This window comes from Pseudarthrobacter sp. MM222 (assembly GCF_947090775.1).
Taxonomy (GTDB): domain Bacteria; phylum Actinomycetota; class Actinomycetes; order Actinomycetales; family Micrococcaceae; genus Arthrobacter.
This window is the reverse complement of the sequence record NZ_OX352321.1, coordinates 3,495,592-3,522,061: the sequence shown is the minus strand read 5'-3', so window position 1 is coordinate 3,522,061 and position 26,470 is coordinate 3,495,592. Positions and strand designations below refer to the sequence as shown.

Annotated in this window: 26 protein-coding genes; 17 read left to right on the top strand and 9 right to left on the bottom strand. The window is 66.8% G+C overall.

Annotated features, from left to right (window positions below):
- Positions 1–21 precede the first annotated feature (21 nt).
- Positions 22–783 (bottom strand): CPBP family intramembrane glutamic endopeptidase, encoded by a 762-nt coding sequence (locus OM977_RS16095; RefSeq protein WP_264354899.1) that lies wholly within the window; start codon positions 781–783, stop codon positions 22–24.
- A gap of 52 nt (positions 784–835) precedes the next feature.
- On the opposite strand from OM977_RS16095, the gene OM977_RS16090 reads away from it, so the two are divergent.
- The 4 genes from OM977_RS16090 (at position 836) to OM977_RS16075 (ending at position 5,212) form a co-directional block, all read left to right on the top strand.
- Complete coding sequence (locus OM977_RS16090; RefSeq protein WP_264354898.1) at positions 836–1,804, top strand: metal ABC transporter substrate-binding protein; 969 nt, start codon at positions 836–838, stop codon at positions 1,802–1,804.
- Positions 1,801–2,589, top strand: a complete 789-nt coding sequence (locus tag OM977_RS16085) for a metal ABC transporter ATP-binding protein (RefSeq protein ID WP_264354897.1) — start codon at positions 1,801–1,803, stop codon at positions 2,587–2,589. The genes OM977_RS16090 and OM977_RS16085 overlap by 4 nt, the downstream gene beginning before the upstream one ends.
- Positions 2,590–2,592: 3 nt before the next feature.
- Positions 2,593–3,468 (top strand): metal ABC transporter permease, encoded by an 876-nt coding sequence (locus tag OM977_RS16080; RefSeq protein ID WP_264354896.1) that lies wholly within the window; start codon positions 2,593–2,595, stop codon positions 3,466–3,468.
- A gap of 286 nt (positions 3,469–3,754) precedes the next feature.
- Positions 3,755–5,212 carry an amino acid permease gene (locus OM977_RS16075; protein WP_264354895.1) on the top strand — a complete coding sequence of 486 codons (1,458 nt, stop codon included), beginning with the start codon at positions 3,755–3,757 and terminating at the stop codon, positions 5,210–5,212.
- Between the two features lie 132 nt (positions 5,213–5,344).
- On the opposite strand, the gene OM977_RS16070 is transcribed toward OM977_RS16075, so the two are convergent.
- Positions 5,345–5,521: a CsbD family protein gene (locus OM977_RS16070; protein ID WP_264354894.1), complete on the bottom strand. Its 177-nt coding sequence runs from the start codon at positions 5,519–5,521 to the stop codon at positions 5,345–5,347.
- Positions 5,522–5,661: 140 nt separating this feature from the next.
- Between OM977_RS16070 and OM977_RS16065 the strand changes: the two genes are divergently transcribed.
- The 5 genes from OM977_RS16065 (at position 5,662) to OM977_RS16045 (ending at position 9,899) form a co-directional block, all read left to right on the top strand.
- Complete coding sequence (locus OM977_RS16065) at positions 5,662–6,120, top strand: SRPBCC family protein (RefSeq protein WP_264354893.1); 459 nt, start codon at positions 5,662–5,664, stop codon at positions 6,118–6,120.
- Positions 6,120–6,797, top strand: a complete 678-nt coding sequence (locus OM977_RS16060; protein WP_264354892.1) for a pentapeptide repeat-containing protein — start codon at positions 6,120–6,122, stop codon at positions 6,795–6,797. The genes OM977_RS16065 and OM977_RS16060 overlap by 1 nt, the downstream gene beginning before the upstream one ends.
- A gap of 182 nt (positions 6,798–6,979) precedes the next feature.
- Positions 6,980–8,209, top strand: coding sequence for a thiolase family protein (locus tag OM977_RS16055; protein ID WP_264354891.1), 1,230 nt, complete (start codon positions 6,980–6,982; stop codon positions 8,207–8,209).
- A complete protein-coding gene (locus OM977_RS16050; protein WP_264354890.1) occupies positions 8,209–9,021 on the top strand; it encodes an enoyl-CoA hydratase/isomerase family protein in 813 nt (270 codons plus the stop codon). Before OM977_RS16055 ends, OM977_RS16050 begins: the two co-directional genes overlap by 1 nt.
- Positions 9,022–9,026: 5 nt before the next feature.
- Positions 9,027–9,899: a 3-hydroxyacyl-CoA dehydrogenase family protein gene (locus OM977_RS16045; RefSeq protein WP_264354889.1), complete on the top strand. Its 873-nt coding sequence runs from the start codon at positions 9,027–9,029 to the stop codon at positions 9,897–9,899.
- Between the two features lie 12 nt (positions 9,900–9,911).
- On the opposite strand, the gene OM977_RS16040 is transcribed toward OM977_RS16045, so the two are convergent.
- Positions 9,912–10,142: a DUF6480 family protein gene (locus tag OM977_RS16040; protein WP_264357451.1), complete on the bottom strand. Its 231-nt coding sequence runs from the start codon at positions 10,140–10,142 to the stop codon at positions 9,912–9,914.
- A gap of 120 nt (positions 10,143–10,262) precedes the next feature.
- Between OM977_RS16040 and OM977_RS16035 the strand changes: the two genes are divergently transcribed.
- A complete protein-coding gene (locus tag OM977_RS16035) occupies positions 10,263–10,871 on the top strand; it encodes a GNAT family N-acetyltransferase (RefSeq protein WP_264354888.1) in 609 nt (202 codons plus the stop codon).
- A gap of 9 nt (positions 10,872–10,880) precedes the next feature.
- On the opposite strand, the gene OM977_RS16030 is transcribed toward OM977_RS16035, so the two are convergent.
- Positions 10,881–11,744 (bottom strand): SGNH/GDSL hydrolase family protein, encoded by an 864-nt coding sequence (locus tag OM977_RS16030; protein WP_264354887.1) that lies wholly within the window; start codon positions 11,742–11,744, stop codon positions 10,881–10,883.
- A 270-nt stretch (positions 11,745–12,014) separates the two neighbouring features.
- Between OM977_RS16030 and OM977_RS16025 the strand changes: the two genes are divergently transcribed.
- Together OM977_RS16025 and OM977_RS16020 are read left to right on the top strand one after the other, a co-directional pair.
- Positions 12,015–12,716 (top strand): tyrosine-protein phosphatase, encoded by a 702-nt coding sequence (locus tag OM977_RS16025; protein ID WP_264354886.1) that lies wholly within the window; start codon positions 12,015–12,017, stop codon positions 12,714–12,716.
- Between the two features lie 9 nt (positions 12,717–12,725).
- Positions 12,726–15,362, top strand: a complete 2,637-nt coding sequence (locus tag OM977_RS16020; protein WP_264354885.1) for a trypsin-like serine protease — start codon at positions 12,726–12,728, stop codon at positions 15,360–15,362.
- 38 nt (positions 15,363–15,400) lie between these two features.
- On the opposite strand, the gene OM977_RS16015 is transcribed toward OM977_RS16020, so the two are convergent.
- The gene (locus OM977_RS16015) at positions 15,401–15,817 is read right to left on the bottom strand and encodes a PaaI family thioesterase (protein WP_264354884.1); all 417 of its coding nucleotides are present in this window, start codon (positions 15,815–15,817) and stop codon (positions 15,401–15,403) included.
- Between the two features lie 158 nt (positions 15,818–15,975).
- Between OM977_RS16015 and paaZ the strand changes: the two genes are divergently transcribed.
- Together paaZ and OM977_RS16005 are read left to right on the top strand one after the other, a co-directional pair.
- Complete coding sequence (paaZ, locus tag OM977_RS16010) at positions 15,976–18,087, top strand: phenylacetic acid degradation bifunctional protein PaaZ (RefSeq protein WP_264354883.1); 2,112 nt, start codon at positions 15,976–15,978, stop codon at positions 18,085–18,087.
- Between the two features lie 180 nt (positions 18,088–18,267).
- Entirely contained in the window at positions 18,268–18,675 is a 408-nt protein-coding gene (locus OM977_RS16005) for a VOC family protein (protein ID WP_264354882.1), read from the top strand.
- Between the two features lie 84 nt (positions 18,676–18,759).
- Here the strand turns inward: OM977_RS16005 and OM977_RS16000 are convergent, their stop codons facing one another.
- The 4 genes from OM977_RS16000 to OM977_RS15985 all read right to left on the bottom strand — a co-directional run bounded on the left by OM977_RS16000 (position 18,760) and on the right by OM977_RS15985 (position 22,200).
- The gene (locus OM977_RS16000; RefSeq protein ID WP_264354881.1) at positions 18,760–19,605 is read right to left on the bottom strand and encodes a DUF427 domain-containing protein; all 846 of its coding nucleotides are present in this window, start codon (positions 19,603–19,605) and stop codon (positions 18,760–18,762) included.
- 68 nt (positions 19,606–19,673) lie between these two features.
- On the bottom strand, positions 19,674–20,279 hold the full coding sequence (locus tag OM977_RS15995) for a TetR/AcrR family transcriptional regulator (protein ID WP_264354880.1): 606 nt from the start codon (positions 20,277–20,279) through the stop codon (positions 19,674–19,676).
- Between the two features lie 24 nt (positions 20,280–20,303).
- Positions 20,304–21,632, bottom strand: a complete 1,329-nt coding sequence (paaK, locus tag OM977_RS15990; protein ID WP_264354879.1) for a phenylacetate--CoA ligase PaaK — start codon at positions 21,630–21,632, stop codon at positions 20,304–20,306.
- Between the two features lie 16 nt (positions 21,633–21,648).
- Positions 21,649–22,200, bottom strand: a complete 552-nt coding sequence (locus tag OM977_RS15985) for a hotdog fold thioesterase (RefSeq protein ID WP_264354878.1) — start codon at positions 22,198–22,200, stop codon at positions 21,649–21,651.
- Positions 22,201–22,385: 185 nt separating this feature from the next.
- Here OM977_RS15985 and pta point away from each other — a divergent pair, with 185 nt between their 5' ends.
- From pta to OM977_RS15970, 3 genes are read left to right on the top strand one after another with little or no spacing between them, the layout of a single operon-like run.
- Complete coding sequence (gene pta, locus OM977_RS15980; RefSeq protein ID WP_264354877.1) at positions 22,386–24,530, top strand: phosphate acetyltransferase; 2,145 nt, start codon at positions 22,386–22,388, stop codon at positions 24,528–24,530.
- Positions 24,531–24,538: 8 nt separating this feature from the next.
- The gene (locus OM977_RS15975) at positions 24,539–25,708 is read left to right on the top strand and encodes an acetate kinase (RefSeq protein ID WP_264354876.1); all 1,170 of its coding nucleotides are present in this window, start codon (positions 24,539–24,541) and stop codon (positions 25,706–25,708) included.
- 59 nt (positions 25,709–25,767) lie between these two features.
- Positions 25,768–26,343 (top strand): GNAT family N-acetyltransferase, encoded by a 576-nt coding sequence (locus tag OM977_RS15970; protein ID WP_264354875.1) that lies wholly within the window; start codon positions 25,768–25,770, stop codon positions 26,341–26,343.
- Positions 26,344–26,470 lie beyond the last annotated feature (127 nt).

Below are 26,470 nucleotides of genomic sequence, written 5' to 3'. Positions count from 1 at the left end.
CAGGGCGCTGTTGTTGCCGCGTCAGCCCTGCATGCGCTGCAGCTGCTCCAGAACCTCGGGCGGGATGGCGTAGATGAAGATGACGGCCAGCAGGTTCTTCGAGGCGTGGACGAAGTACGAGAACATCACGTTCTTGCCGGTCCAGACGTAGACGAACACCAGCACCGCGCCCATCGCGACGTAGGGCATCAGCACCGGCAGGGTCAGGTCTTCCTGGCCAACAATGTGGAGGGCCGCAAACAGCACCACAGACAGGGCACAGCAGATCCAGATATTGACCCGCCGGCTGAGCTTGCCGATCAGCAGGTGACGGAAGATGTACTCCTCCACGAACGGGCCCACCACCACCAGCAGCGGGACCATCAGCCAAGCCGGAACCTGCTGCATGAGGGCCTGCAGCCCGGCCTGGTTGGCGGAGGTCTGGACGGGCCCGCTGAGGGCAACGAGGATCGCGGTGAGGACCATCATGACCACAACCGCCAGCGGGATCATGAGCAGCGTAAACCACGGTCTCGTGGCCAGGACGCGGAGGTCGCGCACGGCGATTTTCCGCGCCGCGGCCACTGCCAGGACACCGATGGTTCCGTAAAAGAGCAGGTTGACCGAATAGGACGCCACCGCCGGGTTGCCCGAAATCTGGAGCATCAGCGGGGCCAGCAACTCGCCGGCCAGGGTAAAGAATGCGGCCACGGCAACGTAGAGCCCGGCGGTGGTGAGATCGAGCCGGGAGAACCGGTAGAGCTCCGGCCGGGGAGCGGGTGGTGTGCGGAGAGCGGTGCCCATGCCACCAGCCTAGCGCCGACGCCGGGCGCCAAGGGCAAGTACAATATTCGGTATGCCTAAACTTTCGTTTCGGTGCGCCAAAGCTGCCGCCCGAATCTGTAGCCTCCGCACCGCCGGAGCCGCCGTCGTCGCCATTCTTCTGTGCCTGTCCCTGGCCGCCTGCGGGGGTGCCTCCCTGGGGCAGGGTTCCACGGCCGAGAAACCCGTGGTGCTGACCACCTTCACGGTGTTGGCCGATGTCGCGCAGAACGTGGCGGGCGACAAGCTGCAGGTCGAGTCCATCACCAAGGCCGGAGCTGAAATCCACGGCTATGAGCCCACCCCCGGGGACATCCGAAAGGCGTCCAAGGCGGACCTGATCCTGGACAACGGCCTGAACCTGGAGGCGTGGTTTGCCCAGTTCGTCGAGGGCCTGGACGTTCCGCACGCCGTGGTGAGCGAAGGCGTGGAAGTCATGTCCATCAGTGAAGACTCCTACCAGGGCAAACCGAATCCGCACGCGTGGATGTCGCCGGTCAACGTCCAGATCTATGTGGACAACATGGTGGAGGCGTTCTCGAAGCTCGATCCGGACAACGCGGCGGCCTTCGAAGCGAACGGCGCGGCGTACAAGGCCAAGCTGCAGTCCGTGAAGGACGAGATGGTCCAGAAGCTCGCGACCGTCCCCGAGGCGCAGCGGGCCCTCGTGACGTGCGAGGGAGCCTTCTCCTACCTGGCGCGGGACGCCGGCCTCCGGGAGGTCTACATCTGGGCCGTCAACGCCGAACAGCAGGCCACCCCGCAGCAGATCACCAAGGCGATCGAATTCGTGAAGGCCAACAAGGTCCCAGCCGTATTCTGCGAGTCCACGGTCTCCGACGCCCCGATGCGCCAGGTCGTCGGAGCCACAGGTACGACGTTCGGCGGGGTCCTCTATGTGGATTCGCTCTCGAAGTCGGACGGGCCGGTCCCCACATACCTGGACCTCATCCGGCACGACTCGAAAGTCATCACCGAAGGCCTGACGGGAGCGGCATCATGAGCAATCCGGCCATTCTGGTGGAAAACGTCACCGTCCATTACGGCGAGGTCCTGGCGCTCGACGCCGCGTCGCTGTCCCTTGACGCTGCCCGGATCTGCGGTCTGGTGGGCATGAACGGCTCCGGCAAGTCCACGCTCTTCAAGGCAATCATGGGAATGATCAAACCCGACGCCGGCAGAGTGCTGATCAACGGCGAACCGCCCGCCAAAGCACGCAAAGAAGGCGGAATCGGCTACGTCCCGCAAAGCGAAGACGTGGACTGGCAGTTCCCGCTGTCCGTCCGCGACGTGGTGATGATGGGCCGCTACGGGCACCAGGGCTTCACCCGACGCGCGTCCAAGGCGGACCGCGCCGCCGTCGACCTCGCCCTGGACCGGGTGGAACTGTCCGAATTCGCCAACCGGCAGATCGGCCAGCTCTCCGGTGGCCAGAAGAAGCGCGCCTTCGTGGCCCGGGGGATCGCCCAGGGAGCCACCATGATGCTCCTGGACGAGCCGTTCGCGGGCGTGGACAAGCGCTCCGAGGCCACCATCACCCGCCTGCTGAAGGAGCTCGCCTCGGACGGCTGCACCATCCTGATCTCAACCCACGACCTTCACGCCCTGCCCCAACTCTGCGACGAGGCCGTGCTCCTGATGCGCAGGGTCCTGATGCACGGCCCGCCCGAGGTGGTCCTGCAGCCAGAGCACCTGGCGATGGCCTTCGGCCTCGACGTCCTCAACCGCGACCTTCCGCACCGGGATCTCCCCAGACTTGACCCTTCGAACCCGCAAGGCAGGAGCTGAGCCATGGACCTCTTCGATATCCTGCTGGAACCGCTGGGCTACGACTTCATGGTCCGCGCCATCGCCACGACTGCGCTCGCGGCCATCGTGTGCGCCGTGTTGAGCTGCTGGCTGGTGCTGATTGGCTGGTCCCTGATGGGTGACGCCGTCTCCCATGCCGTGCTGCCGGGCGTTGTGCTCGCCTACATCGTCGGGGCGCCCTTCGCTTTGGGGGCATTGGTGTTCGCGTTGATTGCGGTGACTCTGATCGGCGTGGTCCGCAACACCAGCCGGGTGAAGGAGGACGCCGCGATCGGGATCGTGTTCACCTCGCTGTTCGCCCTGGGCCTGGTGCTCATCTCCGTCACCCCCAGCCAGACGGACCTGAACCACATCATCTTCGGCAACCTGCTCGGCGTCAGCATCCCCGACCTTATCCAGGTCCTTGTGCTGGGGGTGGTCGCCTTCACCATCCTGATCCTCAAGCGGCGTGACCTGACGCTGTACGCCTTCGACCCCACGCACGCGCACGCGATCGGGCTGTCTCCGAAGCGCCTCGGAGCCCTGCTGCTGGGCCTGCTGGCGCTGACCTCCGTCGTGGCGCTGCAGACCGTGGGTGTGGTGCTGGTCGTTGCCATGCTGATCATCCCCGGAGCCACGGCCTACCTTCTGACGGACCGGTTCTCCCGCATGCTGGTGATTGCCCCGGTCGTTTCCGCGGTGTGCTCCGTCGCCGGCATCTACCTCAGCTACTACCTCGATACCGCGTCCGGCGCGATGGTAGTCCTGACGCAGGGGGCCGCGTTCGCCCTTGTCTACCTGTTCAGTCCCAGGCAGGGGCTGATCGGTACCCGGCTGGCGAAGGCCCGGCACAGGAAGTCCGTCGCGCTCAGCGCCTGAGCCGGGAGGCGAACCGCTGCCCCGTCAGGGCGCCAACGTGCGGCGTCCGGCAGAACAATATTCTGCGAAACGGACGCAGCGCCGTCCTTAATTAGCGGTGTATCGCGATTGGTGTTGTCCGCGTCACGTCAGGCCGGCAAACCTAGTACGATAGTTGAGCCGCGCGAAGCTTCGACCCTTTGTGAGGTTCGGTACACGTTGTTGTCCCCCCAGGACAATTCATCGAATTTTGTGTATCCGGATCCCGGTCCAGTCCCGGCAACACTCCGACCTACAAGGAACACCTGTGCCATCACTTACCCCCACAGAACTTAAGAGCGCGCCGGCGCAACCCGCCGTCGACTCGACCCTCAGCGCCGAGGGCTACAAGAAGACCCTGAGTGGCCGCCACGTGACCATGATTTCCATGGGCGGCGCCATCGGCGTCGGCCTGTTCATGGGAGCCGGCGGACGCCTGGCCTCGACCGGCCCGGCTCTGATCTTCTCCTACGCCATTGCCGGCGTCATCGCGTACCTGCTGATGCGGGCGCTGGGCGAGCTCATCATGTACCGCCAGACCTCGGGCTCCTTCGTCAGCTATGCCGGGGAGATGTTCGGCAAGAAGGGCGCCTTCGTTGCCGGCTGGATGTACTTCATCAACTGGGGTATGACGGGCATCGCCGAACTCATCGCAATCGGCCTGTATTTCCAGTTCTTCTTCCCCAATGTGCCGGTCGAAGCGTCCGCCATAGCCGCACTCGCGCTCCTTGTCGCTGTCAACCTGCTCAGCGTCAAGGCGTTCGGCGAGTTTGAATTCTGGGCGTCCTGCCTCAAGGTCGGCGCCATTGTGATCTTCCTGGCTGTCGGCACCTTCATGGTGGTCACCAACGCCCGGGTGGGCGACGGCAACGCATCCGTGGCGAACCTGTTCCACGACGAAGGCGGCATGTTCCCCAAGGGTGCCCTCGTGATGGTGCTCGTCCTGAACGCGGTCATCTTCGCCTACAACGGCATCGAACTCGTCGGCATCACCGCCGGTGAAATGCAGAATGCCAAGCGTGAAGTGCCCAAGGCGATCCGCGCCGTCGTGCTCCGCATCGTCGTGTTCTACGTCGGTTCGGTGCTGCTGCTGGCCATGCTGCTGCCGTCCGACCAGTACAAGGCCGGGGTGTCGCCGTTCGTCACGGTCTTCGGGCAGATGGGTCTCGGCTGGGTCGGCGACGTCATGAACATGATCGTCATTACCGCGGCGCTCTCCTCCTGCAACTCCGGCCTGTACTCGATCGGCCGCGTTTTCCGGACCATGGCCAACAACGGCCACGCCCCGCAATGGCTGACCCGGATGTCCTCACGGCACGTGCCGTACATGGCGATCCTCGCCATCGCCGCCTTCTACCTCGTGGGCATCATGCTCAACATCTGGCTCGGTGGCTCGCACGCCTTCGACCTCGCGCTCAACACGGCCTCCATCGGTGTTATCTTCACCTGGGGCGCCATCTTCGCCAGCCAGATCGCGCTGCGCCACCAAAAGGGACGGGTCTCGAGCCTGCCGATGCCGGGTTCACCCTGGACCAGCTGGGCGGGCCTCGTCGCCCTCCTGGCCATCACCGTGCTGATCGGCTTCGACACCATGACCAGCAAGACCGGAGAGGTGTTCCACCTCGGACTGTGGACCCTGGCCACTATCCCGTTCTTCGCAATCGTGCTGTGGCTCGGTTGGCAGAAGGTCAAGAACAACGAACCCAAGAGCGAGCTCTTCAGCTAGCCCCTGGCTCTCGTCGAACAAAAAAGCGGGCACTCCTCCGGGAGTGCCCGCTTTTTTCGTCGCCCTGGGGCGGCACAAAAAAGCGGCGCCGGCCTTCCCCCAAAGGAAAGTCCGGCGCCGCCGTTCTGCAAATCAATCCTTCTTGAAGGAGTCCTTGACGTCCTCGCCGACCTTCTTCGCGTCGGCAACAACCTGGTCCTTCTGGCCCTCGGCCCGCAGCTGGTCGTTATCCGTGGCGTTACCCGTAGCTTCCTTGGCCTTGCCGCCGAGGTGCTCTGCCTGGTTCTGAATCTTGTCTCCGATACCCATGGTGTAAGCCACCTTTCGTTTCCGGTTGAAATTCAACGAGGTTTCACCATAACACAAAGCATACTTACTAATTCAAGGGGCCCCCGGCGGGCCGTGGAAAAGGATGAATTTTTCCGCCGCACCCGGCTAGGCTCGAAGTCATGGACCACAAAACCAGCCTTACCCAGCACATCAACGCCCCGGCGGACAAGGTATGGGCGGTCATTTCGGACATCCCCGGCTCGGCCGCAACGCTGTCCGGGATCGACTCCATCCAGATGCTCACCGACGGACCCTACGGGGAGGGCACCCGCTGGAAGGAAACCCGCACCATGATGGGGCGCGCCGAAACCGTGGAATTGTGGGTTGCCCAGGCTGACCCTCCGCGGAGCACCACGGTGAAGGCGTTGCAGGGCGGGGCCGACTACACCACCCGCTTCGCGCTGGACGAGCGGGACGGCGGCACGGACGTCACCCTGACGTTCGGTGCCGAAGCGCTCAAGCCGACGCGGCTCAGCAAGGTTCTCATGGCCGTTTTTGGGCCCATGGGCATGCGGATCACTCGTAAGGCCCTCGCCAAGGACCTGGCAGAAATTGCGGTCAAGGCCGAGTCGCTCTGATGGCAGCAGTTTCCCGCGCACCCAGGGCCTCCAAGGTCACGGCGCCGCGGCTGGCAGCCGTCCGCCTGAACGACCTGCGGGAGGACCCGTCGCCGGATTTCCGGCGGGGGGAGCGGTACGACGGCGTCCGGTACAGCCGCGCACTCGCCGACGGCCTGGAACTGAGCGGCACGGACTTCGCCGAGTGCGAGTTCGCCGGCGCCTCCTTCAACGAGACCCAGCTGCGCGGTGCCAGCTTCCGGGACTGCATCCTGTCCGAGCTGTACGCCCCGGTCTTCACCGCGGCCCGGAGCAGCCTGCGCGACGTCGAGATCCGCAACCCCCGCTGGGGGTCCGCCGAACTCTATGAAAGCGGCTGGCAGTCGGTGCGGATCGACGGCGGCAAACTCGACTACCTGAACCTGCGCGGCTCCAAGGTGGCTGATGTGCAGATCAGCGACTGCATCATCAACGAGCTGGATCTCGGATCCGCTACTGCAATCCGCGTGTCGCTTAAAAACTGCACCATCGGCACCCTCGATGTGACCGGCGCAAAACTCAAGGACTTCGACCTCCGCAGTACGGACTTCCGCATTCTCAGCGGACTGGGCAGCCTGGCCGGCCTCGTGATTGACGAATACCAGCTCGGACTCCTGGCGCCGCTGCTGGCCGGTCACCTCGGCGTCGTCGTCGCGTAACCCTGCGGCGGTCCGGTTGACCGCCCTGCCCTGCCGTGTAATCTTTATAGAACGAACGGTCGGTAAATTAGTGCACTTGCCGGCCAGCGCCGACCGCCGCCGCCGGCCAGCGCCTGCCGCCGCCACTGACCGTTCGCTTGGCTTTCGATGACAGAGACGTTAATCGCGGAAAGGGTGTACCCATGGCATCAGCAGTTGCAGGACCACAGGCATTTCTCGTGGGCGGGGCCCGCACGCCCGTCGGCCGCTACGGCGGAGCGCTTTCCGCCGTCCGTCCCGACGACCTGGCGGCGCTCGTGGTCCGCGAGGCCGTGGCCCGCGCCGGCGTCGACCCGGATGCCATTGACGAGGTGATCCTCGGCAACGCCAACGGCGCCGGAGAGGAAAACCGCAACGTCGCGAGGATGGCCACCATCCTGGCCGGGCTGCCCCTGCACATCCCCGGCATCACGGTGAACCGGCTGTGCGCCTCGGGCCTCAGCGCCATCATTCAGGCCAGCCAGATGATCAAGTCCGGCGCGGCGGACATCGTGATCGCCGGCGGCGTTGAATCCATGAGCCGGGCCCCGTGGGTCCAGGAAAAACCACAGACGGCCTTCGCCAAGCCGGGCCAAATATTTGACACCTCCATCGGCTGGCGGTTCGTCAACCCGCAGTTCCAGAAGGGCGAGCTCGCCCGCGGGGGCAAGATGACCTACTCCATGCCGGAGACGGCCGAGGAGGTCGCCCGCATCGACGGCATCTCCCGCGAGGACGCCGATGCGTTCGCGGTCCGCTCGCATGAGCGTTCCCTCGCCGCCATCGCCGCGGGCCGGTTCGCCGGGGAGATCGTCCCGGTGACCGTCAGGACCCGTAAGGGCGAGACCGTCGTGGATACCGATGAGGGTCCCCGCGCCGGGACCACCATGGACGTCCTCGCCGGGCTCCGCCCCGTCGTTGCCGGTGGGTCGGTTGTCACGGCCGGAAACTCGTCCACCCTCAATGACGGTGCTTCCGCGATCATCGTGGCCTCCGAAGCCGCGATCAAACGCTTCGGTCTCACGCCCCGGGCCCGCATAATCGACGGTGCCTCGGCCGGCTGCGAACCGGAGATTATGGGCATCGGCCCCGTCCCCGCCACACAGAAGGTGCTCGCCAGGGCCGGCCTCAGCGCCGGTGACCTCGGCGCCGTCGAGCTCAATGAAGCGTTCGCCACCCAGTCACTCGCCAGCATGCGGCGGCTCGGCCTGGACCCGGAGATCGTGAACCGCGATGGCGGGGCGATCTCGCTGGGGCACCCGCTCGGTTCCAGCGGGTCGCGGCTCGCCATCACCCTGCTTGGCCGGATGGAACGCGAGGATGCTGGCGTTGGCCTCGCCACAATGTGCATCGGTGTCGGCCAGGGTACTGCCATGCTGCTGGAGCGGGTCTAGTGGCGGCCGCCGGCGCGGGGCTCAACCCGGACGACTTCGGCACCCTGAAGGTTGAGGAGCGCGCGGACCGGCTGGTGGTGCTGCTCAACCGTCCCGAAGTCCGCAACGCCATTGACCAGCAGATGGTCGATGAACTCCACCTGGTCTGCGCCTACCTGGAGCAGGTCCCCAAGGTGCTCATCATCGCCGGTACGGACGGCGTTTTCGCCTCCGGTGCGGACATCGGCCAGCTCCGCGAACGCCGCCGCGACGATGCGCTGCAGGGCATCAACTCCACCATCTTTGTCCGGATCGCCAGGCTTCCGCTGCCGGTCATCGCCGCCCTCGACGGCTACTGCCTCGGTGGGGGCGCCGAACTCGCGTACGCCGCGGACTTCCGGATCGGCACGCCCGGCGTCCGGATCGGCAATCCCGAAACGGGTCTGGGCATCCTGGCCGCGGCCGGTGCCAGCTGGCGGCTCAAGGAGCTGGTGGGTGAGGCTGTGGCCAAGGAAATCCTGCTAGCCGGAGCCGTGCTGCGCGCGGAGCGAGCCCTCGCGGTCAACCTCATCACGGAGATCCACGAGTCCCCTGAGCTGATGGACGCAGCCCACGCCCTCGCCGACAGGATCGCCCGGCAGGACCCCCTGGCGGTGCGGATCACCAAGTCCGTCTTCCACGCCCCCGCGGAGTCCCATCCCCTGATCGACCAGCTCGCCCAGGGCATCCTCTTTGAGTCCCAGGCCAAGTTTGACCGCATGCAGGCGTTCCTGGACAAGAAATCAGATAAGAAGTCGGCCACAAACCCCTCCACGACCTCCGAGCGGAAGTAGTAGACATGAGCGACACCGCAATCCCAGCGAACCTGCCCGCAACCGTCGGCGTGCTGGGCGGCGGCCGCATGGGCGCCGGCATTGCCCACGCTTTCCTGATCAACGGGGCCGGCGTCCTCGTGGTGGAGCGGGACGAGGAAGCCGCGAGGGCTGCCCGCCAGCGGGTAGAGGGTGCGGCAGCCAGAAGCATCGAACGCGGCACCACCGGCGCCACCCTCGATGAGCTGGTCTCCCGGCTGTCCGTGACGGCGGACTACGACGATTTCAAGGACCGCCAGCTGGTCATCGAGGCGGTGCCCGAAGACTGGGACCTGAAGGTTTCGTCGCTCCGCGGGATTGAGGAGCGACTGGCCGCTGACGCCTACCTCGCGTCCAACACATCCTCGTTGTCCGTCAACGGGCTGGCCCGCGAACTGGCGCGGCCGCAGAATTTCCTGGGCCTGCACTTCTTCAACCCGGTGCCGGCGTCGACTCTCATCGAGGTCGTACTCGGCGAACACACCTCCGAGCAGCTGGCCCGGGCGGCGCGTGGCTGGGTGGCGGCGCTCGGCAAGACCGCCGTCGTCGTCAAAGACGCCCCGGGCTTCGCGTCCTCCAGGCTGGGCGTGGCCATCGCCCTTGAGGCGATGCGCATGGTGGAAGAAGGCGTGGCCTCGGCCGAGGACATCGACAACGCCATGGTGCTTGGCTACAAGCACCCCACCGGCCCGCTGCGGACCACGGATATCGTGGGCCTCGACGTCCGCCTGGGCATCGCGGAATACCTTGCCTCCACCCTGGGCGAACGCTTTGCGCCGCCGCAGATCCTGCGCGACAAGGTGGCACGCGGCGAGCTGGGCCGGAAGACCGGCAAGGGCTTCTTCGAGTGGGCCGACTAGCCTGCCCTATGGCTAGAGCAGGCCCACGATGTAGCCGACGAAGTAGAGCAGGAACAGCAGGACGCCACCTAGGATGGCCGCGATCCAAAAGACCTGCATGCCTTTTCCGGACCCGCGCTGGGTAGGCTCGTGCGTGCCCGCGACGGAGCCTTCTCCGGGCGGTGTCTCGCCCGGAGGGACACCGCCGCCGGGTTCCAGACCTGTGATCTTGTCGTCCTGCGGATCCGGATTAGGTCCTGACACGTCGACTCCCTCGCTGGCTGCGCTGATGCGGTCCGCCGGAATGCCGGTGTTATCCGGCATCATCCGGCGGTGGACCTTTTCAGCCTACGGTGCGGCGCGGGGCTGGCCTAGGCTGGTGGAGTGACTTTTCTGGAACCCCTCACCCTGACCGGCAGGTACGTCGTCCTTGAGCCGCTGCGCGAGGACCACCACGACGGCCTCGTCGAGGCGGTCCGGGACGGCGAGTTGTGGAAACTTTGGTACACCGGGGTCCCCGCACCCGAACAGATGGCGGCTGAAATCAGCCGGCGCGTGACTCTCCAGGAACGCGGCTCCATGCTCCCCTTCACCACGAGGTTGGTTGATCCGGCCACCGGAGGCCCGGGCAAGGTGATCGGGATGACCACCTACATGAACATCGACGCCGACACGCCCCGAGTGGAGATCGGCTCCACCTGGAACGCGGCGTCCTCGCACGGCAGCGGCAGCAACCCGGACTCCAAGCTGCTGCTGCTGGCGCACGCCTTCGACACGCTGGGCTGCCCAGCGGTCGAGTTCCGGACACACTGGCTCAACCACCAGTCCCGGGAAGCCATCGCACGGCTCGGGGCCAAGCAGGACGGCGTGCTGCGCAGCCATTCCCGCTCCGCCGACGGCGCCCTGCGGGACACCGTGGTCTTTTCCATCCTGGAACACGAATGGCCGATGGTCCGGAACGGGCTGGAATTCCGGCTGGCCGGGCGACGCTAGCGCGCCTGGCTAGGGGATCCGTGCCGCAGCCAGCGCTGCGGCGTAGCCCTGGGAATAGCCGGTTGCCGTGGGATGGAAGGGATCGAACGGGCTCGGACTGCAATTGACTGCGGGGTCGCAAAGTCCCGCCGGCGGAACGATCCAAGGATCAGCGGAACCGATTCCGTGGCCGGTGAACCGCTCGGTGACGCTGACATACTTGACCCTGTTGACCAGGGCCGAGTAGCCGATAGTGGCGTTGAGCAGATCGGCGGACGCATTCATCATCCGGACCGCCTGGTTCTGCTCGGCCGTAAACGCCGCGCTGACGGTGAACAGCCGGGGGTACCCGGTCAGGACAATCCGCGCCTGGGGTGCCTTCTTCTTGACGGTGTCCAGCATGGCCTTGATCTTGCCGGGCAATTCGCGAAGCTTCACCCCGAGGGAGTTGTACAGAGCAGCGGTGCAGGCAGCCGAGCCGGGCGAGACCGTACATGCGACGGCGGACTGGACGGCGTCGACGTCGTTCCCTCCGACCGTCACGGTTACCACCGAGGCGCTCTTCAGGGCCGGGGCATAGCGCTCAGCGACGGCGGCCACATCGAGGGTGGTGGCCCCGGCGCAGCCCAGATTAAGCGTGGCGTTTCGGAGAACCGGATAGGCCGCCGCGGTCTGCAGGCACTCACCCGGGAGGCCGGACGGGGGCGCGATGTACGCCCCGCCGCCTGTGCCGGCGGCATAGGAGTCGCCCAGGGCGATGTAGACGGGCGGGGGAGCCTGCGAAGTGCCCGGCGCGGCGGTTGCGGGTGCGGCGGTGAAACCGGCTACCAGCGCGAGCGCGGCCCCGGCGGCCGCGAAACGCGCCGACCAGCGCGCGAATGACAAGTCGTTCATGAGTGAGTCCCCTTTGAATCCGGTCCAGCGGGAGAATCCAGCGGGCGCACCGAGCGGCGGCGGCCAACGGAATCTCCCGGGAATCCCGCTGGCGGACAGACCACCGGAGCGTACCTGCCTTGCGCGCCCCCGACAGTCATGCGGCCACATTACGCGCGGGGCCAAGGGCAGGACACGGTGGTTAATACTTGTTTGCCGGGTCGCGTAGCCGGCCCCACTACTTTGTTTTTCCGATGCCAACTACCCGGTTGCCTGTGATTAGCTGGCGGCATGGAAGAATCCGGGCGTTCCGTGCAGTGGGAGGGAGCGGTGAACGGGTGGCATGTTGCCGGCGGCGTGTTCCGCATGGGCCGCCGGGAATGGCTCACCGAAGCAGGCTGGCGGCAGGCCTTCGACGTGGGCGTCCGTACGGTCATCGACCTTCGAAACTCGGAGGAGCGGCAGGGCCGGGAGACCGACCCGCCGGTGAGCGCGGCGACGCTGGCGGCGTTCGACGTCGTACTGGCTCCCACGGAGGACGCCGGGAACAGCGAGTTCCGGCAGATCTGCGGGCCGTACCTGAACAATCCCGCGTCCTACGCGGACAACGCCCGGATTTTCCCCGACAGGTTGGCGGGGGTGTTCAAGGCAGTCGCGGCGGCGCACGGCGGCGTCGTGATCCATTGTTCGGCGGGACGGGACCGGAGCGGGATGATCGCCGCCATGCTCCAGGAACTCGCCGGAGACAGCGAGGAGGCGATTGTGCGCGGCTACCAGCGCGCAATGCAGGGAATCAACGAGCATCACCGGCGGTCCGCCACGCCGCATCCGCACGAACGCTACCTGCCGGAAGAGGTGCTGCGGCCCCTGCTCGAGGAGCGCGGCGAAAGCCTCCTCGGATTTCTCCGCGCCCTGAAGACGGAGGAGTTTCTCCGACGCAACGGCGTGACGGAACGGGAGCTTACAGCCATCCGGATCCACCTGGGCAGATAAGGTAGCCGGGTGAAGACTCCGAAGATTCAGCTGGCCCTGCGGGCAGTATCGGCTGCCGCCCTTGCCCTGGCCGGCTCGTTCAATGCCGTTCCGGCGCTCGCCATTGGTGATCCGGAACCCGCGACGGCGGCGTCCGCCTCCGCGACGGCGCCGGCCTCCGCGACGGCGGCGGTGGCGTCTTCTGCTGCGCCGAAGGCGCCGGCGCCGGCGACTCCGGCCCCCAGCGATGCCGGTCTCGCGCAGGCCGTCCTGCGGGACCTCGGCATGACGCTCGGCGAATTCAATGCCGCGGGTGAACAGGCAAAGCGCGCCGCCGACGCGTTGCCGTCGCTGCAGAAGCTCCCGGGCTACGCCGCGGTGAAGCTGAACGGTGGCCGGATCGTAGTCGAGGGCGCCGGATCCGAACTGCAGTCCCGGGTGGACGAGTTGAACCAGGCGGGCCCGGCAGATTTCATGCTCGCGGCCCCGGGGACCGTCCCGGCAACCGCAGCAACCGCAGCCCCGGCAGCAACCGCAACCCCGGCCGCGGTTCCCTCGGATACGCCGCTAGCGCCGGCCGCCACGCCTGAGGCCAAGAGCTCGGCGGCCGAGCTTGTGGCCTCCAGCACCGAGCAGCTGTTCGAGGCCTTCGTCCGCGAGGTCGGCACCGCCGGACTCCAGGCGGTCGCTTACTCGGACGGCCGCTTCATCATCCGCACCGGGGGAGAGAACACGGCCGAGGCCGGACTGTCTGCCGAAGCCGTCCTGGCCGGCGGGGCCGGTTCGAAGGCGGCGCCAGCCGGAACAGCGCCCGGGAAGGTTTCGCCGGCCGACTTCGTGGCCCGCTACGCCAACGTGGCGCTGGAGAAAGGTTCCCCGATTGCCACCGAGGAGGACGTCTTCGGCGGGCAGGGCTACGTCACGGAAGCGAACGCCATCTGCTCGGCCGGATTCGGCGCCTTCGATCCCGACGGCAAGCCGGTGGTGCTGACGGCGGGACACTGCACCCAGGACGGCAACGCCAAGAGAGCGAGCGTCGAGCCGCGGAGCTCGGCCCCTGCCTCCGGAACGGCCGTCCCCTCGGCTCCCAGCTACCCGGCACTCGGCACCTTCGGTTTCAGCCAGTTCGGCGGCGACCAGAGCTCCTGGATCACCGGCGACGAGAACAACCCGGGCAACGTCGGAACTGACATCGCGGTCATCGAATCGCTCCGGAAGGGCATCGACATCCAGCCTTCCGCGACCGTGTGGGCTGCCGGCAACCCAGTCGACCCTGCGTCCGACCCCGGCCCCACCGCCGTCAGGATCATCGGAATGGTTGCCCCGTTCGAGGGCCAGCAGGTGTGCCGCTCCGGACGGACCACGGGCTGGTCCTGCGGCACGGTGCAGGAACTGGGAATCTATGTCGTCGGGGGCACCACCCCTGATCCGGCCGACCTTCGGGCATTCCGGGGCTTCCTGTCCAAGGATGTCCAGTCCAGCGGCGGCGACTCGGGCGGCCCCTGGATCAGCGGCAACTTTGCCGTGGGAACCCATTCCGCCGGCGACGGCGTGGGGGCCACCGAAAACTTCGCCATCGCAACAACACTGGAAGACTCCCTTGCCCGGATTCCCGGCGGCGTTCAGCTGCAGCTCTTCCTGAACAAACCGGAGCTCCTGGCGCCCGAGGACCAGACCGTGACGGCGGGGCAACCCGTCGCCGGCCGCGTACCGGCTGCCCCGGCCTCTGCCGTGGCAGCCAACTCGAAAGTCCGCGTGACCATTGCCGGTGATCCCGCTGTTCCGCCGGTTGAAGTTCCGGTCGACGCCTCGGGAAACTGGTCCTTCCCGGCGCCGTCGTCCACCGGACCCCTCCGGTTTTCCGCCGAGACCGTGAACGGGTTCAGCGGGTCAGGAAAGGCCTCGTTCTCGATCGAGGTCTCCGAGCTGGCCGCACCGGTCATCACCAGCCCCGCCGAGGGAGCTGCCCTCAAGAGTGTGGACCGCATTGACGGGACAGGAACGCCCGGGCTCACGGTGACGCTTACCGGCGACGCCACCGGAACGGACACGGTCTCGCCGGACGGCCGCTGGAGCATCGGATTGGCCGGCAAACCGGTCTACGGCCAGCTCACGGTGACGGCAGCGCAGAACGCCCCGCAGCATACAGACAGCCCACTCGCTGTCCGTAACTTCACCGTCGCCCCGCCGGCCCCGGCCGTCTCCACAGTCCACGAAGGCGGACAGTTCGAACAGTCCTCGCTTCCCGGAACGATCTCGGGGACCGGCCTTGACGGCGCTCAGGTGACGCTCACAGTCGACGGGTCGCCCGCGGGGACCACTACCGCCGAGGGCGGCCGCTGGAGCCTGCCGTTCCCGGCGGGACTGGCTCCCGGAGTTCACGGTCTATCCGCGAGCCAGTCGGTCGAGGGCGTGGCTTCAGACGCCTTGCTCGCCACGTTCACTATCAATGCGCAGGCCGAGCCGGCCGCGCCCGCCGCTCCGTCGGAGCCGGCCGTGCCGGCGCCGGCCGCCGTGTTCCCGGCGGGCACCCCGGGCCAGCTGGCCAATACCGGGGGCGGTTCCATCCTGCCGACGGCCGTTCTCGCGGCCGGTTCGCTCCTGCTCGGCGCGGCGCTCCTTGTGCTGGGCCGGCGCAAGCGGACGGCGACGGCGCCCCAAGCCTGAGGTCGCCTCTCCGCCGAACGTCCCCGCGAAGCCAGGACTCAGTCCTTGCGGTCCAGCAGCAGGTTGGTGATCCGCAGCGTGCAAAGCCGCTGGCCGGCCTCGTTGGTGATCACGACTTCGTGGGTGGTCACAGTCCCGCCGAGGTGAATGGGGGTGGCTGTGATGGTGATGATCCCCTCCCGCGCGGATTTGTGGTGGGTGGCCGAGACGTCCACGCCCACGGCCGTCTTCCCGAGCGTACTGGCGTGAATGACGGCTGCCCAGGAGCCCACCGCCTCGCCGACGGCCAGCGAGGCGCCGCCGTGGAGCAGGCCGAATGACTGCCGGTTCCCCTCCACCGGCATGGTCGCAACGACGCGCTCGACCGATTCCTCGACGATTTTCACGCCCATCTTCTCGTCCAGTTCGCCGAGCGTGATCTTCCACAACTCTGCATTCCGCGGCTCGGGCATCATGGCTTCTCCTTTGTGGCCGGATGGCTCAGGCCGGTCTGTGCTGCCCCAACTAGTGTGCGGCAGGCCTCATTCATGTACTGTAGACATATTACCGAACGGACGGTCAGTAATGTTCTGGCCGTGTTGATCTTGCCCCGCGTTGGAAGGACCCGTCAACGATGACCACCACTGCAACTGCCCCGGAATCCACAGTAGACACTGTCGACATCGTTCCCAGTTTCATTCGGGATTCCTGGTGGACTCCCGAGGCCGGCTCCGCGGCGGGTGCGTCTCCCGTCCTCGACGCAAGTACCGGCGAACTCCTGGCCAGGGTGAGCACCGAAGGGCTCGACCTCGGCGCCGTCGTCGACTACGGACGCTCCACCGGGCAGGCGGGACTGGGCAAGTTGACCTTCCACCAGCGCGCGCTCAAACTCAAGGAGCTGGCGCAGTACCTCAACGGCCGCCGCGACGAGTTCTACGCTCTTTCGGCCCAGACCGGCGCCACGAAGATCGACTCGATGATCGACATCGACGGCGGCATCGGCGTGCTCTTCACCTTCGGCTCCAAGGGCCGGCGTGAGCTTCCCAACTCCCAGGTGGTGGTGGACGGCCCCATGGAGGTGTTGTCCAAGGACGGCTCCTTCGCCGGCGAGCACATCTACACGCGCATCCCCGGCGTGGCCGTGCAGATCAATGCCTTCAACTTCCCGGTCTGGGGCATGCTCGAGAAGCTCGCCCCGGCCTTCCTCGCCGGTGTGCCGACCATCGTCAAGCCCGCCACCCCCACCGGCTACGTGGCCGCGGCCGTGGTCAAGGCCATCGACGAGTCCGGCATCCTGCCCAAGGGCTCGCTGCAGCTGATCTCGGGGTCCGTCCGCACCTTGCTGGACCACCTCGACTACCGAGACCTCGTGGCCTTCACCGGCTCCGCGTCCACTGCGAACACGCTCAAGTCCCACGCCAACGTGGTCCAGGGCGGGGTCCGCTTCACCTCCGAAACCGACTCGCTCAACGCCGCGATCCTGGGCCCGGATGCCGTCAAGGGCACGCCGGAATTCGACGCCTTCGTCAAGTCCCTCGTCACCGAGATGACGGCCAAGGCCGGCCAGAAGTGCACCTCCATCCGCCGCGCGATCGTGCCGCAGGAACTGGTATCCGACGTCGTTGCCGCCGTCGGGGCGCGGATCCGGGAACGCGTCGTGCTGGGCGACCCCCGCGCCGAGGGGGTCACCATGGGTGCCCTGGCCTCCCGCGAGCAGCTCGCCGACGTCCGCGCGGCCGTCCAGACCATGCTCGACGCCGGCGGTGAACTCGCGTACGGCACGCTCGATTCGCCGAAGGTCACCTCCACCGACGGGACGGTGGGCGTTGTCGAGGACGGCGCCTTTATGTCCCCCGTGCTGCTGAGCTGGGCCGATCCGGAAGCCGAAGAGGTCCATTCGCTTGAAGCATTCGGCCCCGTGTCCTCGGTGATCGGCTATACGGACCTGGCCGACGCCGTCCGCCTCGCCGCCCGGGGCGGCGGCTCCCTGGTCGCCTCGGTCTGCACCAACGACCCGGACGTGGCCCGTGAACTCGTCACAGGCATCGCCGCCCACCACGGCCGTGTCCTGATGCTCAACCGCGAGGATGCCCGCAGCTCCACCGGCCACGGCTCACCGGTCCCGCACCTGGTCCACGGCGGTCCGGGCCGCGCCGGCGGAGGCGAGGAGCTTGGCGGCATCCGCTCGGTCATGCACCACATGCAGCGCACCGCCATCCAGGGCTCCCCGAACATGCTGACCGCCGTCACGGGCGTCTGGCATACCGGTGCGGACCGCAACTTCACCCTGGACACGGAAGGCCTGCACCCGTTCCGGAAGTCCCTGAGCACGCTGCACATCGGCGACGCCATCCGCTCCGAGCTGCGCGAAGTCTCCCTGGAGGAGATCACGAAGTTCGCTAACTCCACCGGTGACACCTTCTACGCCCACACCAACCAGGAGGCGGCAGCGGCCAACCCGTTCTTCCCGGGCATCGTGGCGCACGGCTACCTGCTGCTGGCCTGGGGCGCCGGACTCTTCGTGGAGCCCGCACCGGGCCCTGTCCTGGCCAACTACGGCCTGGAAAACCTGCGCTTCATCACCCCGGTGGCCGCCGGCGACTCCATCCGGGTCACCCTGACGGCCAAGAAGATCACCCCGCGCGAGACCGACGAATACGGTGAGGTGGCCTGGGACGCCGTCCTGACCAACCAGAACGACGAAATCGTGGCGACCTACGACGTCCTGACCCTCGTGGAGAAATAGCTCTCCGGACCCCCCTCCCGTTGCTCTATCACTCGTGGCTGCCAAAACGCCGGAATGGCAGCCACGAGTGATAGAGCAACCAAAGAGGGGGCAGAGGGTGCGTCGCCTGTTCGGGGGCGCAAGTAGCAGGCTCTTTCCACCCCGCCCCGGCGTAAAATCTTGATCGTAGGAGGTGGCGAAATGACCCTAGTACTCAACAAAGCCACAACAGTCCTGCCAGTCGATGATGCAGAACGCGCGCGGCGTTTCTATGCAGAGACGCTCGGTCTCCCGCACCGTGGAGTGGCGGACGATGGGAGCGAACTATTCGGCAGCGGCGACGGCCCCATGCTGCAGCTCATGCCGGTCAGGGACGGAAAGCATTCCGAGCACACCGCCCTGAGCTTCGAAGTCAGTGAGATTGAGAAGACAGTCCAGGAGATGGAATCCAAGGGAGTCCGGTTCCAGGACTACGACCTCCCGGACCTCAAGACCGAGAACCACATTTGTACAACAGATTCGGAGAAGTGCGCCTGGTTTATGGATTCGGAGCACAACATTCTCTGCGTGCACGAGAACATCACCACGCAGGCGGATTACCAGCTCTGAACCCGGCTGCTGGAAGCGAGCAGGCGCCAGTTACGCGGGATGACAGATGACGGCAGTACCGGACCCCCGGACTGCCGTCATCTGTCATTTCGGTGGGGCGGACCACGGCGTCACGGGGCGGGGCTGGAGCACGCCATCGACACTCAGGTCCACTCTCTCGTTGAAGAAACTGATAAGGCCGTGGATCTGGACGGCGTCGCGGAACCGCCGGTCATAGCTCCATGCGACGTTCAGGCCCTGCCCGGACGCCGGGTAGCTCCAATAACTCGCCTGGCCCTTGTAGGGGCAAACGGTCCGCTTGGGGCTCTCCTTCATCAGGTCCAGCCGCACATCCGACGGCGGGATGTAGTACCGCACCGGAAGCAGCGTCTCGTAGAGCAACTGCGCGCAGTTCGTCTTGGCCAGTGTCACGCCGTCGAGCGCCACCTCCACGGCTGCGGACGACGCGCGGATATCGACGCGGTGGAACGGATCACGGGGATGGCCGATGATCTCCTCGTCGTCCTCGAGCCAGTCGAATGAGGTGAAATCCAGCACCACGTAGCCGGCCAGGTCCGGGTCCTCGGGACGGAAGGCCCCCCGGGGAACCGTTGCCGCTGACGTTACGACGTCGAGTTCCTCGCCAGCGCAGGTGTGCCTGCCAAACTTCGTCCCGGGGTCGAGCGAGGTTGGGGCCTCCCCTTTCCGAAGGGCGAAGGCGTGCTCCTCGACAGCAGCCGCCGGCAGTGCCGGTGGGGCGAGTTCCGCCAACAGCTCCCGCTCCGGCACGGCAAAGATGGGAGTGACCCGCCGGGGCTCCCAAACCAGCCAAGCCCGTACCGTATCGACGACGACTTTTCCGTCGAGACTTGCACGGATCCTTTTGGCAGTGGGTTCGTAACGCAACTGGGGGAAAGTGCCGGTGAGCACCTTCGATAATCTGGTGGCCATCCTGACAGCGTGGCCCAGCGGCCCGCTGCCGTCAATGAGCCCCGGGGGACGGTAGGGGAGGTCCCGGCCTAGCGGGGGACGTGCAGGCCGTGGAACGCCATGGTGATGACGTCGTCGGCCAGCTTTTCCGGGGACAGCGAGCCGCCGGGCTTGTACCACTCGACGATCGAGTTGATGGTGCCGAACAGCAGGCGGGTGACGGTGCGGGGGTCGATATCCTGGCGGAGCGTGCCCTCGTCCCGGGCCTCGGAAATCAGGGCGGCTACCTTGTGGTCGAAGGTGCGGCGCCGTTCCAGCGCGTCCCGCTCGATCTCCGTGTTCCCGCGCAGGCGCAGCAGCAGCGTCACGAAGGGCAGCCGCTCAACCAGCACCGAGATGGTCTGGCGGACCACGAACTCCAGCCGCGCATCGGCCGAACCGGTGGTGGCCCCGGGCTGGTCCAGGATCGCCTCGAGCCCGCCAAGGGCATGGTCCAGGGCAAGTTTCAGGAGGTCGCCCTTTGACGGCACGTGGTGGTAGATCGCGGACTTGGAGATACCCAGGTTCTCGGCAAGGATGCCCATCGAGGTGGCGTCGTAGCCGTGGCGGTTGAAGACGTCGACGGCGATCAACAGCACCGACTGCTGGTCATAACCGGGGCGGCCGCGCTTCGTGGTGGTTGCTGTGCTGGGCATAGTGGCTAGTTTCTCACGATCGGTTCAGGCCTTCGGCCGCAGGTCGTAGATCCGGCGCAGCTTGCCGTTGGACCGTTCCAGGGATCCGGGCTCCACGACGTCCACGCGGCACGTCGATCCCACCTGGATCTTGATTTGCTGCTGGAGCGCTTTGGCCGCCGCGGCGCTTCCCGCCAGGGTGACGGATTCGCGGCGTTCGATCTTCACCGTGAGCTGGTCCATGCGCTGGCCCTCAGGGCGCGTCAGCTCAAGCTGGAAGTGCGGGCTTAGCTCCGGGATGCGCAGCGCGATCTCCTCGATCTGCGAGGGGAACAGGTTCACGCCGCGCAAGATGATCATGTCGTCGCTCCGGCCGGTAATCCGGCCCATGCGGCGGTGCGCCGGGCGCGCCGTGCCGGGCAACAGCCGGGTGAGGTCCTTGGTGCGGTACCGGATGATCGGCAGCGCTTCCTTGGTGAGCGAGGTGAAGACCAGCTCGCCGTGCTCTCCGTCGCCGAGAACGACGGAGGGGTTAAAGGCGTCAATGATCTCGGGGCGGAAGTGGTCCTCCCAGATGTGGCTGCCGTCCTGGGTTTCCACCGCTTCGCCGGCCACGCCTGGGCCCATGACCTCGGAGAGGCCGTAGATGTCGCAGGCCTTGATGTTCATCGTCACTTCCAGCTCGTGGCGCATTTCCTCGGTCCACGGTTCGGCGCCGAGCACGGCGTACTTCAGCGACGTGGAGGCCGGGTCGATTCCCTGCTTGACCATGGCATCGGCAATCGTCAGCAGGTACGTCGGCGTGGCCAGGATGACGTCGGGCTCGAAATCCTGGATGAGCGTGATTTGGCGTTCAGTCTGGCCGCCGGAGATGGGGATGACCGTGCAGCCCAGGGCTTCGGCGCCGGCGTGGGCGCCCATACCGCCGGTGAACAGGCCGTAGCCGTAGGCGTTATGGACCTTCATGCCGGGACGGACCCCGGAAGCGCGGAACGAACGCGCCACCAGCTTGGCCCAGTCAGCGAGGTCCTTCTTGGTGTACCCGACCACGGTGGCGCGCCCCGTGGTGCCGGAGCTGGCGTGGATCCGGGCCACTTCGCGCTGCGGTACGGCGAACATGCCGAAGGGGTATTCGAGGCGGAGGTCTTCCTTCGTGGTGAACGGGAACTTGGCGAGGTCGGCGAGCTCGCGAAGGTCCGTCGGGTGGACGCCGGTCTCGTCGAACTTGCGCTTGTACAGGGGCACGCGGTCGTACGCGTAGGCCACGGTGTGCTGCAGGCGGCTGAGCTGCAGCGCCTCGAGCTCGTCGCGGGAGATCGTTTCTTCGCGGTCCAGGACGGCATCACTGGTGGCGGCGACGGTTTCTTGGGTCATCTGGGGTCCTAAGTTTCTATTTCTTGGAGATGGTGCGGCTGCGGCCGCGGAACTCGGCGATGAGCTCCCCAGCTGCGGCGGCACCGGTGGCGGTGTCGGCGGGCAGCTGGCCGGGTAGGGTGGCTGCGGGAGCCGTGGCTGTGTCGGCCCCGGGGGTGTGGGGCGCCGCGCCGGGGACGGGAGGGGCGGGATCGGCGGCGTAGATCTGGATGTCGTACAAGCCGCTGCGTCCAGTGCTGGCCCGGCGGTTTGCGACGGCGGTCAGCACTTGGCCGCGGAACGCCGGCTTCAGGAAGTTGATGTCGACGCCGGCGGCGACGGTGATGTTGGCGTCCTCGCCTGGCAGGGGGTTGACGGGGTTGCACGCCAGCGCGAAGGCGGTGTCGCCGAAGGCGAAGATCATTCCGCCGTGGGCCATACCGAAGCCGTTGAGCATTTCCTGCCGGAGGGTCATGCGGACCGTGGCGTGACCATCGTCCAGTGCCACGACCTCGATGCCCATCCATTCCGAGGCATAGTCGTCCTTCAGGATCGGGTGGATGTTCCCGGAAATCGTCAGTTCAGCCATGCGCCATTGCCTCCAGCTTTATTTACCGAATGTTCATTAGGTAATCCCATTTGGGTGCCCACTGTCAAGAGGAGACAGGGTGTGCAGCCGCCACCGCACCCGGCACGGCAGAGCGGGTGTGGGCTTGTCGGCCGGAGAAAGTAGGGTGGGATGAAGCAGCACCACATTCCAGCAAAGGGCGGGCCATGGCTAAAGGAATCTATGTCAGTGCGACCACTCCGGGCTCGGGAAAGTCGCTGGTCGCGCTGGGCCTGGCGGACACCCTGCACCGGCACGCGGACCGCATCGGCTTCTTCAAGCCGGTGGTCAACGGCTCCGATGTTGCCTCGGACCCCATGGTCGCCTTGATGAAGGCCCGGTTCGACCTCGACGACGACCGCTGCCGCGGCGCGCTGACCTTCGCCGAGGTCCGCGGCCTGCTCGCCGAAGGAAAACGCGAGGAAATCGACTCCCGCTGCGTGGAGATTTTCGCCGAGATGTCCCGACACTGTGACGTCGTGATCGTCGAGGGGACCGACCTGACCGGCCAGGATGCCGCCGTCGAGTTCGACCTCAACGCCCGGCTCGCGAACAACCTGGCCGCACCCGTCGTCGCCGTCGTCGGGGCGAAGGGCCTGACCGTGGCGGAGGCCGTTGACGCCGTCGAGGTGGCCCGCAAGGAGCTCCTCGCCGAAAGGTGCGCACTCCTGGCCATCATGGTCAACCGCGCCGAACCTGCGGCCGTCGACGCCATCGCCGCGGCAGTTAGGCCCGGCAGCAGCGGCCGGCCCGTCTATGTCCTCCCGGAGCTCGAGGACATCGCCCGCCCCACCACGGGTGAGGTCGCCGCGGCCCTGGGCCTCGGCCAGGTGGCCGGGCTGCCCGACCTGGAACGCGACGTGCACTCCATCAAGGTGGCCGCCATGAGCGTTGCCAACTTCCTGCACGTGCTCGACGACGGCGCGCTGGTGATTGTGCCGGGCGACCGGGCGGACGTGCTGGTCGCCTGCCTCGCGTCCTCCTTCTCGCCCGAGTTCCCGGTGCCGTCCGCGCTCATCCTCACCGGCGGCCTGGCCCCGGAGGCCAACATCTATTCGCTCCTGGCGCAGGCGCCGTTTCCGGTGTTCGCCGCCCGGGACGATACCTATGTCACGGCCAAGCGGGTCTCCGAGGTGCGCAGCGAAATCTGGTCGGGGCACCGCCGCAAAGTGGCTTCAGCCCTGGGCCTCTGGTCCAAACGTGTGGACGAGGCCGAATTGATCGAACGGCTGCACCTGCCGCGGCCCGAGCGGATGACGCCGCTGCGCTTCCTGCACGAGCTTATCGAGCGGGCCCGCTCGCAACGCCGGCACATCGTCCTGCCGGAAGGCAAGGATGCCCGGATCCTGCGGGCGGCCGAAATCCTGCACCGCCGCGACGTCTGCGGGCTGACCGTCCTGGGCCGGGAATCCGAGGTCCGCGAGGTCGCATCCACCCAGGGCATCGACCTCACAGGCATCGACATCATCGACCCGGCCACCTCGGAGCTCCGCGAACGGTTCGCGCAGGAATACGCGAAATTGCGGGCCCACAAGGGCGTGGACCTGGCCAAGGCGCAGGAAGTCATGCTGGACGGCAGCTATTTCGGCACCATGATGGTCCAGCTGGGCGTGGTGGACGGCATGGTGTCCGGAGCCGCGCACACCACTGCCCACACCATCCGCCCGGCGCTGGAGTTCGTGAAAACCCGCGAAGGCGTCAAGATCGTCTCTTCTGTGTTCCTGATGCTGATGCCGGACCGGGTGCTGGTGTACGGCGACTGCGCCGTGAACCCGGATCCGAACGATGAGCAGCTGGCGGACATCGCCCTGGCCTCCGCCGAGACCGCCGCGCAGTTCGGCGTGGAGCCGCGCGTGGCCATGCTTTCTTACTCCACCGGTGGTTCCGGGACCGGCGAAGCCGTGGACAAGGTGCGGCAGGCCACCGAGCTGGTCCGCAGCCGGCGCCGGGACCTCCCGGTGGAAGGACCCATCCAGTACGACGCCGCAGTCGACGCCGCCATCGCCGAATCCAAGATGCCCGGCTCCTCGGTGGCCGGGCAGGCGACCGTCTTCGTCTTCCCGGACCTGAACACCGGCAACAACACGTACAAGGCGGTGCAGCAGTCCTCCGGGGCCGTCGCCGTCGGGCCGGTGCTGCAGGGGCTGCGCAAGCCGGTGAACGATCTCTCCCGCGGGTGCACCGTCGAGGACATCGTCAACACGGTTGCCATCACCGCGATCCAGGCCCAGTCCACCGAAATCCAGTCCACCGACATCCCGTCCGCCACCCCCAGCTCTGTCGAAAACCAGCCCACGGAAGCCAAGGCTTAGGAGGCCCCATGCTCGTGCTCGTCATCAACTCAGGCTCGTCCTCGCTCAAGTACCAGGTCCGCGACGTCGAAGCCGGCAGCGTGCTGGCCGAGGGGCTCGTCGAAAGAATCGGCATGGGCAACGGCGGCGAGGGCGACGGCGAAATCGTGGGTCCCCGGGACCACGCGGAGGCCCTGGAACAGGTGGACGCCGCCATCCACGCGGCACTGGGGGACCGGGTGCTGGACGCCGTGGGCCACCGCGTCGTGCACGGCGGAGAACGCTTCGCCGAGCCGATGCTCGTCAACAACGAGATCACCCGGGCGATCGAGCGGCTCAACCCGCTCGCGCCGCTGCACAACCCCGCCAACGTGCTCGGCATCCGCGCCATCTCGAAGAAGTGGCCGGACCTGCCCCAGGTGGCCGTGTTCGACACCGCCTTCCACCGCACCTTGCCCGAGTATGCCTGGCGCTACGCGGTGCCGGAAACGCTGTACACGGAGCACGGCATCCGCCGCTACGGCTTTCACGGCACCTCGCACGGGTACGTGGCGCACCGGGCTGCAGCGCTGCTGGATGTCCCGGTGGACGAGTTCGACGCCGTCATCGCCCACCTCGGCAACGGCGCCTCCGTCACCGCGATCCGCGGGGGCGAGTCAGTCGACACCTCGATGGGCTTCACGCCGCTGGAGGGCCTCGTGATGGGCACCCGCTCGGGCGACCTGGACCCGTCCATCCTAGTGTTCCTCGCGCGGGCCGGGTGGTCCCCGGAGGACCTCGATTCCATGCTCAACCGGCAGTCCGGCCTCAAGGGCCTGGCCGGCAACAACGACATGCGCTCGGTCGTCGAGGCGGCGGAAGCGGGTGACGCCAAGGCTGCCATGGCTCTCGCCGTCGCCTCCTACCGGCTCGCGAAGTACATCGGCGGCTACCATGTGGCAGTCGGCGGGGCGAAAGCCCTCGTGTTCACTGCCGGTATCGGCGAGAACTCGCACCAGTTCCGTGCCCTGGTGGCGGAACGGCTCGGTGCGCTGGGCGTGGAGCTTGATGCGGGCCTGAACGGCCAGCGGTCCAAGGAACCGCGGGTGATTTCCACGCCCTCCTCGGCCCTGCCGGTGCTCGTGGTGCCCACCGACGAGGAACGCGCAATCGCCGAGGCAACGGCCGCCGTCGTCGGTGCCGCGTCGGTTGCTCCGTAACGGCCCTTTTGAGGGCTCATAACGGCAGCTACGGAGCAATCGATGGGTAGCGTGAGGGCATGACCGAACTGAACCTGCCCATCCGCACCGCCCGGCTGGTGCTGCGCCGCTTTGAGGCCACTGACTTGGACGCGTACCACGCCTACCATTCACTGCCCGAAACCGCCCGGTTCCTGCCCGGGGAGGCAAAGAGCTACACCAAGTCCATGGAGTCCGTGGGCAAGTACGCGAATTTTGTCTTCGAGAAAGAGGGCGACTGGATCTGCTTGGCCATCGAGGCCGCGGCTGCGCCGGGCATGCTGCTCGGCGAGGTGGTGCTGAAATGGCTGCCCGGCTGTGGTCAGGCCGAGATTGGCTGGAGCCTCGCCCCGGAGGCGCGGGGACGGGGCATCGGCGCGGAAGCGGCCGGGGCGCTGCTGAAGCTCGGATTTGAGGACCTGGCCTTCCACCGGATCGACGCCAAACTGGACGAGCTCAATACCGCGTCGGCCGCCCTGTGCGAACGCCTTGGCATGCGGCTGGAATCGAGGCAGGTCGACAAGTGGCACTACAAGGGTGTGTGGGCCACGGAACTGGTCTACGCCGTCCTTGCGGAGGAATGGCGGGCACGCAAGCCGGAAGATCCTGCATCCTGATGATCTGACGGCAAGGGCCGGAATAAGAGCTCCCATTCCGGCCGGATTCGTCCAACGGTGGTCCCGGCCAGCCCAAACGGGCCGGCGGGGCGCTGGGGATCCGCGCGCCGCCTTGGCGGAGCATTGG